Consider the following 13,810-nt stretch of genomic DNA (forward strand, 5'->3'; position numbering starts at 1 on the left):
CGTCCCCTTTTTCATGAGGACAGACACATGGGTGCGAAATTCATAAGCGCGGCAGCCATGAAGGCATCGTGGTCACCGAAGGACATCAAGTGGCCGAAGCAGAAACAGATCATCGACGACCTGTTAGAACAGCCCGGCATGAGCGACATCGTGCCGGCCACCGGCATGGGCAGGCCGCCCAAGCTGGTGAACATCGACAAGTCCCTCCTCTTCATTGAGCCCACATACCAGCGCCTGCTGAACACGCGCGCGTCGCTCAAGCTGATCCGCACCATGATCGAGGGGTGGAACTGGGACAACTTCGTGCCGCCGCGCGTGAGCCCGAAGGATGATGGGACCTATGCTGTGATCGACGGTGGGCACACCACCAGGGCGGCGTGGCTGATCCCGGCAATCACGGAGCTGCCCTGCCTGATCGGTGAGAAGAAGACCATTGCCGAACAGGCCGCGGCCTTCATCACCATGAACACCAGCCGCGTGAATGTGACGGGCTTGACCCTGTTCCATGCGGCGTGCGCTGCCGGCGAGCCCGACGCCGTGGCGGCCAAGCAGGCGGCCGAGAAGGCGGGCGTCACGATCCTGTCCGCGCCGGTCCCGGTGCGGAGCATGGACATTGGCGAGACGGTGGCCTTCAAGGCGATCCAGGTCTGTGTTCGCACGCACGGCGCCGAGCCCACCACCATCGCTCTGCGGGCGCTGAGAGAGGCGTGGGTGGAGCCGGGCCGGCTGAAGGGTGACTTCATCAGCGCCGCCACGCAGGTGGTCAGGCGGGTGCAGGATGCCGACGAGGGCTTTGACTTCGGCCGCTTCATCCGGGTGCTGCGGGCAAAGAGCATGCAGCAGCAGCACGCCGAGACGGCAAGGCTGACGATGAGGACCGGCGCGACCGGCACGCAGGCGTGGTTCATCTACTGGCGCCAGCAGTACGACAAGGCCAAGTGATGAGCTTCGATCCCTGGCCCGCCATCGTGGAGCGGCACAACGCCGCCCTGGAGGCCGGCGACCTGCTGATCTGGACCATCTACGACAACCCGTCCGATGCGCCGGGGCGCTTTGTGCTGCGCCCCTTCAGCAGCAGGAACGGACAGCCCGACACCTGGGCCTGCACCAGCAAGACGGCGGAGGCCCTGCGCGAGCTGATGCAGCGGCTGGGCCTGACCTGCATGCCGCGGCAGAACGGCGACGATCCGGTGATCCTGGAGAGCTGGCTGTAGTCCCATAGAAGTTGCTTGGGGGATGCATGACGTCCCCCTTTTCCCTTGCCGGTCATGCGTCTTCGTACTAGCCTCTTAGGCAACTGCGACGGAGACACGACATGACCGATGCCGAGCTGGCCGCTCGTCTGCGACAGGCCATCACCGACCGCGAAGCGGTGCGTCTCAAGTATACCCACGGGCTTGTCGAACCGGACATGGCGACACGCCTGTACCGCTGCGTGGATATCCCGCCCCTCTACAAGATCGTGCGCACCCCCGGCAACACGTTGTCAGGCTGGGGCAAGCCGCGCGTGACGTGGTTCCTTGAAGGCCGGGAGTTGCGGGAGTTCAAAACCCCCGGCGATGCTTGCGCCTTCCTGGAAATGATTGCCGGTGCGGCTTCGGCACAGCCTGCTGAACCGACCGAAGACGGCGCCGAACAGGCCGCTTAACCAACCGCCATTTCCCGCTGCCGCACAGACGCATGGTGCCAACTGCCATGCGTCTCCCGTGCGTGTGTCGCCATTCCCCGAAGGGGAAAGGGGGAAGCTGGCTGCCCTCAATTTGAAAGGAGCAACCCGATGCTTTCTGAAACCGTCAACGCCCTGTCGCTGGGCGACAAGATCAAGCTGCACGATGCCCTGGTCAGCCTCTTGCTGTGCAGCTCGGGCAGCATGATGCCGCCGACCGTGGACGAGGCCGAAGCCATGGCGGCCGACGCCTTCCGGGCGAACGTGGGCGACGACGTGGCCCGCCCGATCCTGGCCTTTGCCGAGCAGCGCAAGAGCCTGGGGCGGCAGCCGCAGCAGAGCGATCTGCCCGACCCGTCGGCGCTGGAGCCGAAGCTGTGGGATCTGCTGAAGCTGATCCAGCCGGCGTCCACCACCACCACCACCACCGCCAGCAACGGAGCCCCGGCCATGGCCGCCAGTGTGACCCTCGACCAGCAGTTCCTGCCCGCCTTGAACAGCCTGATCGGGCCGGCGACAAAGGGCCAGTTCGCCAGCGTCGATCCGCTGATCCAGGCCTTCCGGGAAGCGGCCGAGCTGCGTGGTCAGGTGGCGGACCTGTCGCACAAGCTGGCGACCCGGCCGGCGGCGGCGCTGCCGGCGGAGGTGAAGGGCACCGGCAACCTGCCCACCGGCAAGGTGAAGGAGGTGACGGCGGCCGACGTGTTCGTGGGGCCGGGCGGACAGAAGGCCGGCATCCTGAACTTCAAGGTGCCGGCGATGGAGTGGGACGCCCCGCACCCGCTCGTGGCGGAGGTGGACCCGGACTACCAGTTCGATCCGGTCACGCTGGCGGCCTACGCCTGGGCCTACCAGCAGAACAAGAACCCGCTGCTGGTGGGGCAGCCGGGCACAGGGAAGACCTCGTTCCTCGAACAGTTCTGCGCCCGGCTCGGCATGCCGACGATGCGGATCAACTGCGACAGCGAGATCACGAGGCTCGATCTGATCGGCCGTGACGTGCTGGCGAACGATCCCGCCACCGGGCACACCATCAGCCGGTTTGTCGACGGCATCCTGCCGCAGGCGATGCAGGCCCCGTGCGTCCTGATCGTGGACGAGGTGGACTACATCAGGCCGGACGTCGCCTATGTTTTCCAGCGGGTGCTGGAGGGCAACGGGTTGCTGGTCAATGAGGACGGCGGCCGGGTGATCGTCCCGCATCCGCTGTTCCGCATCGCCGCCACCGCCAACACGAAGCTGCAAGGCAACTCCACGGGTGCGTTCCAGGGCGCCCGCCCGCAGTCGGCTGCCTTCCGGGACCGCTTCCCGATCTGCATTGAGTTCGACTACCTGTCGGAGGATCAGGAGGTGGCGCTGCTGGTGGCGAAGGTGCCGGGCCTGAAGGAGCCCGACGCCCGCCGGCTGGTGAAGTTTGCCGACGAGGTGCGCACCGCGCGCAAGGCCGGCGACATCATGGAGACGCTGAGCCCGCGAGGTCTGGTGACGCTGGCGAGCATGATGGTCAGCTTCTTCGCCATCGGCACCGGCACGAGCGGCACGGCGGCGGCCGAGCGCAAGAAGCTCATGGACTTCGCCCTGAACATGACCGTGTTCAACAAGGCCGAGACGGCGGACGCGCTGGTGATCCGCGGTCTGGCCGACCGCTGCATCCCGTCGGCGTGAGGAGGCTACTTTGGGCTACACGCATTATAGCACCACCCACCGGGACTTCACGGACCTGGAGTGGGAAGCGATCTGCCGCAGCACGGAGCTGCTGCTGCGCAATCTGCCGAACCACAGCCTCTCGGCCGGCGCCTACTACAAGGACGACCCGCTGATGCTGCACGGCAACGGCCCGAACACCACCGAGCTGGCGCAGTTCGGGGACGATCTGGTGCGTGACTGCATCGACACGACCCGGATCTGGATCGAGGGCACCGGGCCGGCGGGCACGGACCTGGGGCACGAAAGTTTCGTGCTGAACCGGACGAAGGACCGGGCTTTCTGCAAGACGGCGCGCAAGCCCTACGACTTGGTGGTCTGCGCGGTCCTGGCCGTGGCGCAGATGGTGGCGCCCGACGCCATCAGCGTGACGAGCGACGGCGACAGCGACGACTGGTGGCCCGCCATCGAATGGGCGTCGCTGACGCTGGACATGGTGGTTTTCCTGCCGGCCGGGATCAACCGGGCAACCCGCACATAGGAGGGAGCGATGCGAGCTGTAGAGCTGGAGCAGGAATGCCGGGGCGTGTCCCGAACCATCGGGCGGGCTGCCGGCATTCGCGTTGTGTTCCGGGGGAATGAGGCCTCGACCAACGGCAAGGTGATTGTCCTGCCGGCCCTGGATCACACGGTCGATTACACGAAGGAGCAGGTGCAGGTGGCCCGTGGATACACGGATCACGAGGCGGCCCACCTGATCCTGACCGACATGGCGCAGTACCAGGAGGCGGCGGCGCAGGGCGGTGAGCTGTTCGCCTTCACGCTGAATGCCATGGAGGACATTCGGATCGAGCGGGAGCTGACCAAGAAGTATCCGGGCACGGCGCAGAACCTCTGCGCCACCACGGTGGCGGTCAACAGCGAGTTCCTGCGGGAGTATGCGGGCAAGCCGGAGGTGACCGGGAACGCCAAGCGGATCCTGCCGCTGGCGATCACCTGGGAAGGCAGGAAGCGGCTCGGCTATCCCACGAGTACGAACGACGAGTGCCTTGCCTCCGTGAGTGAGGAGGTGCGCAAGGCAGCGAGCCGGATTTGTGATGCGCTGGAGGCCTGCCACTCGACCGGCGACTGCATCACGCTGGCCGGCGCCGTGTGCGATGAGCTGGATCCGCAAGGCCAGCACAAGCAGGTGCGTGTCGTGGGCAAGAGCCGGCCGGGCAACCCGGCGCGGGGCAACGTCAGCAGCGGCGCGGCGAAGGGCAAGGGGAAGAAGGACGGCGAGGCGCCCGGCGGCAAGGGTGGCAAGGGCGACCAGCCCGGCGAGCTGCCCGGCAGCGGCGGCGGGAACCCTGGCACGGACAGCCCGCTGCCGGTGGGGCTCACGCCGGAGAAGCTGGCCGAGCTGCTGGGCAATGATGCCGGGCCGGGCGAGAGCCTGGACCCGTATCTGGCCGAGCCGTACCGGCCCTTCACCACGGAGGCCGACGAGCTGGTGGACGCCGTGCCGAGTGCCGACCCGTCGCTCAGCTATGCCGATCTGCTGCCGGCCGGTGCCGTGAGTGTGATGCGGCGGAAGCTGGAGCGCGCGCTGCTGGCGAAGCAGAACCGGGCGTGGCTCGGCGGGCACCAGGAAGGGAGGCTGGACAGCCGTCGGCTGGTGTCTGCGCTCGCCGGCCGGCCGAACGTCTACAAGCAGCGGGAGGAAGACGAGGAGATCGACACGGCCCTGGCCCTGCTGGTCGATCTGTCCGGGAGCATGCGCAACGGGGACGGCGCCGTGAGCAAGGCCGAGTGCGCGGCCAAGACGGCGGTGGCCCTGTCGGAGGCGGTCGACAAAACCGGGGTGGTCTATGGGGTGTTCGGCTTTCAGAACCGCGGCTTCACCGGCCAGCTCGCGGACGATCTGCGCAACGCCACGGACAGGGGCGAGCGCTTCGGCAGGCTGAGCCGGCTGCGGACCATCATCTTCAAGGGCTTTGATGAACCGCTCGTGCGGGCGCACCGCAAGCTGGTGACGATGCCGACCCTCGCCGGCGGCGACAACTCGGATGGGGACCATGTGGCGATCATCGCCGGCCTGCTGAAGAAGCGGCCGGAGCGGCGGAAGATCCTGATGGTCCTGTCCGATGGGCTGCCGAGCACCCGCACCAGCTTCGACACGGCCCACCTGGGCGGCCACCTGCTGGCCGAGGTGGAGGCGGCGGAGCGGGCCGGGATCGTGGTGGTGGGGATCGGAATCATGACCGACGGACCCCGCCGGTACTACCAGCGCTTCGCCCTGGTGAACAACCCGATGGACCTTGCCGGCACCGTGATGGACGAGGTGGCGCAGGTGATGCTGGGCGAGCGCTCGGCCCTGCTGATGCGCAAGGCAAGCTGAAGGAGGAGGACATGAAGCAACCGATTGATCTACGGCGCTTTCCGGTGGGCACCACCATGCGGATGCGCAACGGCAGGCTCTACCGTCTGGAGAGCACGCAATGGCGTGACGGGGAGGTGCTGCTGAAGGTCGTGGAGCAGAAGATCAAGGAGCGGAAGGCAGCGAAGAAACAGCTCTACCGCCGCACCAGCGTGGGCTTGGTGCCGGAGGGCGTGAGTGGCTGGGACGATCCGCAGCACGATCAGGCGGTGGACACCACCACCGTCTCGCCGGGCTGGGCGAAGATCGCGGAGGTGGACCTGACGATCCTGCCCGCCGGCACGAAGATATGCACGGTCGATGGCCGGGACATGGAGCTGCTGGAACCTGACACGGAGAATGCCGACAACCCCTATCCGGTGAGAGCGAAGCCGCTGGAGCAGGCCGACGAGAACGCGGTCACCTACACCAAGCAAGGCCGCCTCTACTCACACAGCAAGGTGCGCAAGGGCGGCGACCTGAAATGGGAGACGATGAAGCTCCCCGATCTGGCCGAGCCCATCCGCAAGTGGATGCTGGAGACGCGCAGCCTTGCGGTCCTGACGATGCGCACCGGCCGGCCGGCGCCGGCAGAGGAGAAGCCCAAGGACGAAGGGTCCTTTTGGGGCTGGTAACCGCAACTCACGGAAAGGAATGCACCCATGACCGACATCGAAAAGAAGCTGGCGCAGGGCATGCTCGGCAACCTGTTCAGCGATGAGACGAAGAAGAAGGCGCAGGAGGATCGCCGCGGCGGCGGGCGTGACAACTACGGCGACGTGTTCAAGCGGGACAACTACGGCCGGGGCCGCTGGGGGGATGATCCCTTCGACCAGCCGGCGCCGAAGGCCAAGGGTGGGGCGAAGACGGGCACCCGCAAGGCGACCGGCCACCGGGATGCGACGATGGACGATCCCGTGCACAGCCTGGGCACGGACGAGAAGGCGCTGCACACGGTCGTCCGGTTTGGGAAGAGGGGCGAGCCGGCGCGGATCGCGGAGGGCGACGCCAACCGCATCGTGGATCAGGCGGTGCGGGAGATTGGCCTGGTGCTCGATCGACACGGCCTGGTCTGGACCACGGATGGAAACCTCACTGTAAGGCGGGCGCTGTATCTGGCAATCGCCACAGGGCGGGCGGTGCAGGGGCCGCGCATGGAGGAGCTGGTGGTGGAGGGCAGCGCACCGGAGGAGGCGAAGCCGGAGGAGAAGGCGGAGGAGCCCACGCCCAAGGGCAAGGGGAAGGGCAAGCCGAAGGAGGAGCCGGCGGAAGAGGCGGGCGGACAGGCCGGGGACGAACCGGGCGACGTTCCGTCGCAGGAGTAGCGACACACAGGGGAGGGCGGGGCTCTCCCCGCCCAACCTGGAGGATGGACATGGAGCTGAGCACGGTGAAGCTGGCCCCCGGTGATGCGTGCCTCGTGGTCAGGAAGGACGGCGAGGTGCTGGTGGCTTATCCCGAGGGCAGCACGGAGGATCCGGCGCTGATCGTGATGGGCTTGGCGCTCGCGCTGAATGCGGAGGAGTGGGTGCAGACGCTGATCAAGCGCACCCGCACCAAGCTGAGCGAGGGGACCAAGGAATGATCCAGCCCACCGGCCCGGTTGCCTACATGCTGGTGCCGATGCAGGAGGCTCGCGACAAGCTGGTCTGCTGCGCCACCGGACAGGTGCTGAGCCTGGGCACGGGCACGCCGCCGCCGCTGAAGGTCGTGAGCCCGGAGATCGTGGAGCTGCTGGTCCATGGGCCGGGCGTCTCCCCGATTGTCACAGTGCAGGCCGACGAGCTGGCCCGGCTGAAGGCGGAGAGCGCCAGCCTGGAAAATCTCTGGTCCCTCATCCTTGCGGCGAACCAGTCCGGGGATAGGGCGCCGACGCAAGAGACGTGGCGCAAGCTGCTGCATGCGGCGCGTCGCATACGGCTCAGTAGGTGAGTGCTCTGCGTGTGTAGGTCGCGGGTGCATGTCGTTCGGACAGCCGATGTTCGGGCCTGTGCACCGTCTAGTTACTACTCAAGCCTGATAACCTTGAAAGGAGGCCCCCCATGAACGTGTTCGAGACGCTATTTGCAGTTCTGGACGGCATGTCGGATAGTGAACTACAAGCCATGGGAGAGCGCTGCGCCGAGCTGCTGAACACGAAACCGACCACACCCACGGGATGGGAGTGGACGCTTGTGTGCAGGGAGACGGCGGTTGCACAGACGATGGCGTCTGCGCTGACGGCAGGGTCCGGGACCTTGCCTTTCGCGCAGGGGCCGACGGTGAGCAAGCGCGCCAGTGGCGGGAGCGGCGGCGGGCGACCGTGGGCGAAGAAGGTGACGGCGCTTAACCCCAAGGGCAAGGGCGCCTACTGCATTGAGGGGGACTTCGTGAAGGACAGGCAACTCAAGGATTTCGTCGGGCTCGGCCATCCCGACACCGGGCACGCCTGTCCTATCCTGGTTGCAAGGCGATGGGACGGCGAGCTGGAGGCTATCCTTTGCGAGGCCGTGCGCGGCGCCCCTGGCGTCGAGCTGGGCGGGCGTACCTATCCGAACCTGCGGCAGATCGTGCGGACAGGACATAGCGAAACGGTAATTAACCGAGCGTTCAGCCGCTTCGACGGGCATGAACTGAGCCCTATCCTCAACGGCTTGTTGCGCGAGGGTGTCCCCGTCATGGCATAAGCCCTCTCGCTCGCTTGCCACTTTCGTGTGGCGAGGTTACACGGATGAAATTTTTTTTAGGATGGAGGCGCATACAGGAACCGATATCCGCCGTATAAAGGATGCAAGCATGTGGCGTTATGCTGCATGCTTGTATCCGGTTGCGACACGACAAGACAGGACAGGACCAATGCTGATGACACGCACTCGCCCTGAACAGGGGCGCGGCGGCGCTTATGACGCCGCTCGCCAGCCCTCACGAGAACAAGTCTTGGAAGCAATAGATGTATTGTGGGAATGCTTTCGAGAGTTAACGGCAAATAATAGCGGCGATGCAGAGCGAAGGCTTGCTTCGTTGGGAAAGTTTGCGACTGCGCTTAGTACAATTACGCAACAAGCACCTATTCTTCATCCAACTTATTCTGACGCATTTGCAAGTGATCCGCGCAACAATGATGCATTCGGAAATGTAAATACAAGCGGCCGTGATCTAAGTGGCCCCAACAAATCAATGTTTGTTCAATTGACGCCTAAACAACACGCCGTCATTCAAATGATGCTGCGCGGCGCAAGCAATGTTGAGATTGCAAAAAGACTTGGCTGGTCAGAAAGCACAGCCAAAGGCGCTATTCATAATCTTGCACGCAAGTTCTTGGCGCCAATAGGAGCGACAAGATATGACCGCGCTGGGCTAGATAATGTTGTTCGTCCTATTTACGAGGCGATGGGGCCGCAGGAATATGAGCACGTCGCAACTTTCCCCAAGACTTGGGACGCAAGATGGACAGAGGCTGATATCGCAATTCGGCCATACCTCTATGAGAAGCGCGTAAAATGATGAGGACCAATTGTCATGACACTCATGCTCTACGAGAGAGGGGGACGCCTATACGCTCACGGCACTGTTGAGGGTGAGCGCGTCCGCAAATCGCTAGGGCTGCCGGCGTCGGCAGTGAGCGAGGGAACGGCGAGGCTGCGCGAGCTGGAGGAGGAGCTGCGCCAGGGCAGAGGGATGACCTGGAGCGCGGCGACCACCCGCTATCTCGCGCGGCCCCAAGGATGCAGCCGAGGAACACGGGGGTACGTCACGCGGCTGACCGCGTGGTGGAAGGACACGCCGCTGCGCGACATCACCGCGGAGGGCGTGGAGCGCTTCGTGCGCGAGACGATGCCGGGCCGCAAGCCGGGGACGATCCGCCGTTGCCTCGTGGTGTTCAAGGCCGTGCTGCATCATGTCGACCATAAGCCGCCGCGGCTGCCGAGGCTGGTGGTGGACGACGCTCGCACCCGTTGGCTGTCACAGGCCGAGGTGGGCCGGCTGCTGGCACGGGCGGAGAGGGACCGCCCGGACATGCTGCCGCTGCTGCACTTCCTGCTGCGCACCGGCTGCCGCGTGGGCGAGGCCCTGGCGCTGGAGTGGCAGAACGTGGACATGCAGGCGGGCACCGCCGTGCTGGTCAGTCAGAAGGGCGGCCGGCGCCGGCTGCGAACCGTACCTCTCACACCCACCGTCGTGGCCCAACTGGAGGCCATCAGGCAGGCAAAGGGGGCGGTGTTCCGGCACTCAGGGGGAGAGCCCTGGCGGAGCTACTTCGGCGCACGCAAGGCCTTCCTGACGCTGGCGCAGGGGGCCGGGCTGGTGGACGTGCGGCTGCACGATCTGCGGCGCACCTTCGCGAGCCACCTGTTCCTGGCCGGCGTCGATCTGATCACCGTGGCGAAGTTGCTGGGCCATGAGGATCTGACGATGCTGAAGCGGGTCTACGCGCAGGTAACCGGGGCACACCTGGGCGGAGCTGTTGCGAAGCTGCCCTACTGATCCAAGGAAAGGACCGCACCCATGAGCGAAGCAGGCGAGCCCGAGAACCTGATGCTGGTGATGCTGCGCCGGCTGGACGTGAAGATGGACCGGGTGATGGACGAGCTGGCCGACATTCGGCTGCGCCAGAGCGAGACGCAGATCGCCGTGACGGCGCTGCGCCGCGACCAGAACGCGGACGCATCGGCAGTCGCCCGGATGCAGGTGAACATGGACCGCATGCGGAACGACATCGACCGAATCATGCGGCGCCTGGACGTGGTGGAGTAACCCGGCCAAGTGGATCTTGGTCAGAGGTAGGCGCGCTGCACGGGAAAGTTTTGCTGACGGATCTGATCTGACACGACGCGCGCAGGAAAAGATCCTCTCGCGCATAGGTTTGTTGTCGCGCTTTTGCCGATACCGCTTGCGTGGAATCGGGTGCAGGTGGCAGCCTGCGGGATCGACAGGAACAGACAGAGGAAAGCCAGAGCCCAGAAACGAAGAGGCCCGCCCAAGCTGGCGGGGAGCCAACCAAGGCAGGCACATCGTTCTGTCGCAAGACCGATCCTGCCAGCTCCCCCCGGACATCGCAAGCGTTTTTGACACCCACGGGTGAACGCCCCCGCTTTGCCTGCCGCATGCCCGGCGGGTAGGGCGGGGGTGGGCGGGTCCTCGCGCGCCTGGGCGGCGTGCGAACCATGGAAGATTTGCAAGACGATCCGGCCGAGCGCCAGATCTGGCGGGACTATTACGACCGGCTGCGCGCCGGGGACGATGCCGGGGAAGAAGCCAACCGCCGAGCGCAGGAGCTGGCGGCCCGGCGGGAACGCGCGCGTCCTGTCCGCGATCTGCCGAAGCCGAAGCCGGCCAAGCCGAAGAAGCCGTTGCCCGGCCCGACGCCCCGTGAGCTATTCGTGCTCCGGCCGGTGTGGATCGGCCGTGACTGCGGACTGACGGCCGCCGGCAATGGGATGATGGACACCCTGCTGCGGATCGCCAGGGGGCGGACCATCATCACGACCAAGCGCCAGATCGAACAGGCCGCCATGAAATCCCGCAGCACAGTGCAGCGCGGGCTGCGTGAGTGTGCCGCCGCCGGCCTGTTGGTGGTGACCCCGAGGACCGGGAAGTATGGCCGCACCATCGGCCTGCGGATCGAGCTGCACAAGGATGCCTTCGTGCTCGGTGACAGGCGCGCGGGTAGGGGGTCAGAATTGACCCCCCTTTTTCATCCAAAGAAAAACCAGAAACACGCGGGCGCGCGCGCAACCCCTGTGGATAACTCAAACGAGGAAGGCGAACATGGTGAAGATCGACAGGACCAAAGCCTACGACAGGATCAAGTTCCACCTGCCCATGCGGCAAGCCGAAGCGTACCGGCGGATGGGAATGTGGATCGGCAGCGCGCAAAGGGCAGTGCTGCACATGCTGGACAGGATGACGGCCGAGGACGGCTACCAACCCACCGAAGCGGACAAGGAGGATGCGCTGAACGCCGTGCAGCAAATTGCTTTCAAGGCTTTCGGGGACCTGAACGCCCAGCGCAAACTCACAACGGCGCCGTTTATCTTCATGCGGCCCAAGCTCGTGGACATGAGGGAGCTGATCGCGGAAGCAAAGGAGGCCAGCCGCCCTACAGACAGGGCCGAGCGCTTCATCATGGGCACCCGCATCCTGCTCGGGGGGAGCCACCTCATCCGCACGGACGACATGTACGTCTTTGGCCTGGACGAGGGCCGGATGTTCTAGCCGCACCCGCTGCCCATGTAGAGCCTGGGGCCAGCAAGGGGAGAGCGGGGAATGCGGTTGCTCAGCGCGCCGAAGTTCAGCGACCGGGGGGTGAGCTATGCGATGGACGTGGGCACGTTCACGGTGACCGAGCCGGCGGAGGTGCCGGAGGATCATTGGCAGGCGATGGGGCCGCTGATCGCCCGGAAGGTGCGGTTGCGGCTGGAGGGCCAGCGGGTGAGGCAGCACCTGGGGCAGCTCGTGTGGGTGACCGACCAGCGGCTGGAGCCGTTCGACCCGCACTGGAGCTGCCGGCCGGTGCCGATGGAGGCGGCGGGCAAGACGCTGTGCTGGGTGATGGTGGACAGCCCGAGCCTGGAGCCGGGGAAGCTGCGCTACCGTGCCGCGCTGAAGGAGCTGGAGGCGCGGGGCATGGTGGCCGCCGTGGTGGTGGAAGAGGATCGCATCCGGGTGGACCGGGCGAAGGTGACCTGCGTCAGATTGCCGCACCTGGGCACGATCCTGATCCGCGGCAACAAGCTGATCCCGAGGCCGGGGAAGCACCAGACGAACGTGGCCGAAGTCCTGGGCCTGACGAGGCTTGGGCACAACATGCGCAGGCAGGACGCGCCGGGCAACTACAGGATGCTGGCCGAGGCAGTGGCCTCGCAGCTCGTCGGCCGGCCGGCCGATGGCTGGCAATGGTCACTGGCGCAACCGAAGCGAAAGCGATAGAGATCCAAGCCGTTGGAGGTAGGTGCAGCAATCCTCTGCACGTCTTGCGGACGGCTAAGTCACAACCGGACGGGTAGCGCTATGCCCATCGTGGTAACGCGCACACCTTGACAGATGCATAGGTGAAAGCACAAATTTGACACGGAAGCAGAACGAAAAAAACCGACGGGCGACATGACTGGACAAGATCAGTGGGAGCCGGTGGAGTGGCGAAGTCTCGCGCCCCTCGGTCATGAGGGCTATGAAGTCAGCAACTATGGAGAGGTCAGGTCAAACCTCTCGGGACGGCCGCGATTGCTTTCCCCTCTGTTCGCCAGGACTTTGAGCCCGAGAGTGCATCTTCATGCGCCGAACGGCACGCGACAGACCAAGCGCGTGTGTATGTTGGTCGCACGGACTTTCATGGGCGTGAAGGGTAATCCGAAGATCACCTACTACGACGACGACCCGACGCATAACGCCGTCTGGAATCTGCGGATCGAGGAAGAGGACGATGCACCGCCGGCCAATCTGCGCGCCGTCCTGAACGCGATGCCGCGGTGGCCGATCTGCCGGTCCTGGCCCATCTGACTAAGCCCACCCTGCCCTGATCTGTGTCGCCTGCGTGCCCGTTCCTGGGTGCGCGGGCTTTTTTGCGTCCGCGCCTGGGGTTGCGAAAACGGGTAGTGGGATCATGAACCCGTAGTAGGGCTTACAACTTCCTTGCATCCTTTATGCGTCCATGGCAGGCTTTGTCCATCGGGACAGCACCGGACATGACGCGACATGATGACCTCGACTGATGCGAAGATCCGCTTCGCCCACCTCCTCGCCATTCGAGCCAGCCAGTACGACGCGCAGGCGCAGGGCCTGCTGGCGCAAGCCCGTGTCGCACTGAGGCGTGCTGACCGCCTGCGCGCGGCGGCGGGCTCGCGGCTGGAGAAGGCGATGGCGGAGCCGAGCCAATGAGCGCCTGGAACCTGGGGAAGGTGGAGGCCACGACCATCCATCTTCCCTGGCAACTGAAGGCCGCCGTGCGCAAGGCCGCCGCTGCGCAGGGCGTCAGTGTCAGTGCATTCGTGTCGGAGCTGATCCGTGCGGAGCTGGAGCGGCAGGGCTGCGAGGTGGAGGCGTCGAGCATCGCCCACCGCGTCGAGGCCCTGCCGCCCCGGACCCGCCTTGTGATCGAGGGGTTGTTGGCCGGGAAGACCAAC

Annotated in this window: 19 protein-coding genes; all 19 read left to right on the forward strand. The window is 65.5% G+C overall.

What is annotated here, in order from left to right; translation table 11 throughout:
* The first annotated feature begins 27 nt into the window (after window positions 1-27).
* Window positions 28-942: a DUF6551 family protein gene (locus TSH20_RS19515; protein ID WP_146205367.1), complete on the forward strand. Its 915-nt coding sequence runs from the start codon at window positions 28-30 to the stop codon at window positions 940-942.
* Window positions 942-1,214: a hypothetical protein gene (locus tag TSH20_RS19520; RefSeq protein WP_109076276.1), complete on the forward strand. Its 273-nt coding sequence runs from the start codon at window positions 942-944 to the stop codon at window positions 1,212-1,214. The genes TSH20_RS19515 and TSH20_RS19520 overlap by 1 nt, the downstream gene beginning before the upstream one ends.
* Before the next feature lie 101 nt (window positions 1,215-1,315).
* Window positions 1,316-1,648, forward strand: a complete 333-nt coding sequence (locus TSH20_RS19525; protein WP_109076277.1) for a hypothetical protein — start codon at window positions 1,316-1,318, stop codon at window positions 1,646-1,648.
* A 129-nt stretch (window positions 1,649-1,777) separates the two neighbouring features.
* Complete coding sequence (locus tag TSH20_RS19530; RefSeq protein ID WP_109076278.1) at window positions 1,778-3,331, forward strand: MoxR family ATPase; 1,554 nt, start codon at window positions 1,778-1,780, stop codon at window positions 3,329-3,331.
* Between the two features lie 10 nt (window positions 3,332-3,341).
* The gene (locus TSH20_RS19535; RefSeq protein ID WP_109076279.1) at window positions 3,342-3,851 is read left to right on the forward strand and encodes a hypothetical protein; all 510 of its coding nucleotides are present in this window, start codon (window positions 3,342-3,344) and stop codon (window positions 3,849-3,851) included.
* A gap of 9 nt (window positions 3,852-3,860) precedes the next feature.
* Window positions 3,861-5,690, forward strand: coding sequence for a hypothetical protein (locus tag TSH20_RS19540; RefSeq protein ID WP_109076280.1), 1,830 nt, complete (start codon window positions 3,861-3,863; stop codon window positions 5,688-5,690).
* Window positions 5,691-5,701: 11 nt separating this feature from the next.
* Window positions 5,702-6,343, forward strand: a complete 642-nt coding sequence (locus tag TSH20_RS19545; protein WP_109076281.1) for a hypothetical protein — start codon at window positions 5,702-5,704, stop codon at window positions 6,341-6,343.
* Between the two features lie 27 nt (window positions 6,344-6,370).
* Entirely contained in the window at window positions 6,371-7,033 is a 663-nt protein-coding gene (locus TSH20_RS35025) for a hypothetical protein (protein WP_158282027.1), read from the forward strand.
* A 50-nt stretch (window positions 7,034-7,083) separates the two neighbouring features.
* A complete protein-coding gene (locus TSH20_RS19560) occupies window positions 7,084-7,293 on the forward strand; it encodes a hypothetical protein (protein ID WP_109076282.1) in 210 nt (69 codons plus the stop codon).
* Window positions 7,290-7,640 (forward strand): hypothetical protein, encoded by a 351-nt coding sequence (locus TSH20_RS19565; protein ID WP_109076283.1) that lies wholly within the window; start codon window positions 7,290-7,292, stop codon window positions 7,638-7,640. Before TSH20_RS19560 ends, TSH20_RS19565 begins: the two co-directional genes overlap by 4 nt.
* 110 nt (window positions 7,641-7,750) lie before the next feature.
* Window positions 7,751-8,374, forward strand: a complete 624-nt coding sequence (locus TSH20_RS19570; RefSeq protein WP_109076284.1) for a hypothetical protein — start codon at window positions 7,751-7,753, stop codon at window positions 8,372-8,374.
* Between the two features lie 169 nt (window positions 8,375-8,543).
* Complete coding sequence (locus TSH20_RS19575; protein WP_158282028.1) at window positions 8,544-9,191, forward strand: LuxR C-terminal-related transcriptional regulator; 648 nt, start codon at window positions 8,544-8,546, stop codon at window positions 9,189-9,191.
* Between the two features lie 15 nt (window positions 9,192-9,206).
* Window positions 9,207-10,172 carry a site-specific integrase gene (locus tag TSH20_RS19580; protein ID WP_109076286.1) on the forward strand — a complete coding sequence of 322 codons (966 nt, stop codon included), beginning with the start codon at window positions 9,207-9,209 and terminating at the stop codon, window positions 10,170-10,172.
* A 21-nt stretch (window positions 10,173-10,193) separates the two neighbouring features.
* Window positions 10,194-10,442 carry a hypothetical protein gene (locus TSH20_RS19585; protein ID WP_109076287.1) on the forward strand — a complete coding sequence of 83 codons (249 nt, stop codon included), beginning with the start codon at window positions 10,194-10,196 and terminating at the stop codon, window positions 10,440-10,442.
* A gap of 1,014 nt (window positions 10,443-11,456) precedes the next feature.
* Window positions 11,457-11,903 (forward strand): hypothetical protein, encoded by a 447-nt coding sequence (locus TSH20_RS19590; RefSeq protein WP_109076288.1) that lies wholly within the window; start codon window positions 11,457-11,459, stop codon window positions 11,901-11,903.
* 102 nt (window positions 11,904-12,005) lie between these two features.
* A complete protein-coding gene (locus TSH20_RS19595; protein WP_146205368.1) occupies window positions 12,006-12,617 on the forward strand; it encodes a hypothetical protein in 612 nt (203 codons plus the stop codon).
* A 408-nt stretch (window positions 12,618-13,025) separates the two neighbouring features.
* Window positions 13,026-13,187: a hypothetical protein gene (locus TSH20_RS35735; protein WP_247871258.1), complete on the forward strand. Its 162-nt coding sequence runs from the start codon at window positions 13,026-13,028 to the stop codon at window positions 13,185-13,187.
* Window positions 13,188-13,382: 195 nt separating this feature from the next.
* Window positions 13,383-13,565: a hypothetical protein gene (locus tag TSH20_RS19605; RefSeq protein WP_109076291.1), complete on the forward strand. Its 183-nt coding sequence runs from the start codon at window positions 13,383-13,385 to the stop codon at window positions 13,563-13,565.
* On the forward strand, window positions 13,562-13,810 hold a 249-nt coding region (locus TSH20_RS19610; protein WP_109076292.1), incomplete at its 3' end, for a ribbon-helix-helix protein, CopG family. The genes TSH20_RS19605 and TSH20_RS19610, both read left to right, overlap by 4 nt.

The organism is Azospirillum sp. TSH20, assembly GCF_003115935.1.
GTDB lineage: Bacteria > Pseudomonadota > Alphaproteobacteria > Azospirillales > Azospirillaceae > Azospirillum.

Excerpts from the sequence above, each read along its gene's own strand:
- TSH20_RS19595 (WP_146205368.1), top strand. The coding sequence starts at position 12,006 with ATGGACGTGGGCACGTTCACGGTGACCGAGCCGGCGGAGGTGCCGGAG.
- TSH20_RS19585 (WP_109076287.1), top strand. The coding sequence starts at position 10,194 with ATGAGCGAAGCAGGCGAGCCCGAGAACCTGATGCTGGTGATGCTGCGC.
- TSH20_RS19580 (WP_109076286.1), top strand. The coding sequence starts at position 9,207 with ATGACACTCATGCTCTACGAGAGAGGGGGACGCCTATACGCTCACGGC.
- TSH20_RS19540 (WP_109076280.1), top strand. The coding sequence starts at position 3,861 with ATGCGAGCTGTAGAGCTGGAGCAGGAATGCCGGGGCGTGTCCCGAACC.
- TSH20_RS19570 (WP_109076284.1), top strand. The coding sequence starts at position 7,751 with ATGAACGTGTTCGAGACGCTATTTGCAGTTCTGGACGGCATGTCGGAT.
- TSH20_RS19590 (WP_109076288.1), top strand. The coding sequence starts at position 11,457 with ATGGTGAAGATCGACAGGACCAAAGCCTACGACAGGATCAAGTTCCAC.
- TSH20_RS19575 (WP_158282028.1), top strand. The coding sequence starts at position 8,544 with ATGCTGATGACACGCACTCGCCCTGAACAGGGGCGCGGCGGCGCTTAT.
- TSH20_RS19525 (WP_109076277.1), top strand. The coding sequence starts at position 1,316 with ATGACCGATGCCGAGCTGGCCGCTCGTCTGCGACAGGCCATCACCGAC.
- TSH20_RS19565 (WP_109076283.1), top strand. The coding sequence starts at position 7,290 with ATGATCCAGCCCACCGGCCCGGTTGCCTACATGCTGGTGCCGATGCAG.
- TSH20_RS19520 (WP_109076276.1), top strand. The coding sequence starts at position 942 with ATGAGCTTCGATCCCTGGCCCGCCATCGTGGAGCGGCACAACGCCGCC.
- TSH20_RS19530 (WP_109076278.1), top strand. The coding sequence starts at position 1,778 with ATGCTTTCTGAAACCGTCAACGCCCTGTCGCTGGGCGACAAGATCAAG.
- TSH20_RS19545 (WP_109076281.1), top strand. The coding sequence starts at position 5,702 with ATGAAGCAACCGATTGATCTACGGCGCTTTCCGGTGGGCACCACCATG.
- TSH20_RS19515 (WP_146205367.1), top strand. The coding sequence starts at position 28 with ATGGGTGCGAAATTCATAAGCGCGGCAGCCATGAAGGCATCGTGGTCA.
- TSH20_RS35025 (WP_158282027.1), top strand. The coding sequence starts at position 6,371 with ATGACCGACATCGAAAAGAAGCTGGCGCAGGGCATGCTCGGCAACCTG.
- TSH20_RS19605 (WP_109076291.1), top strand. The coding sequence starts at position 13,383 with ATGATGACCTCGACTGATGCGAAGATCCGCTTCGCCCACCTCCTCGCC.
- TSH20_RS19560 (WP_109076282.1), top strand. The coding sequence starts at position 7,084 with ATGGAGCTGAGCACGGTGAAGCTGGCCCCCGGTGATGCGTGCCTCGTG.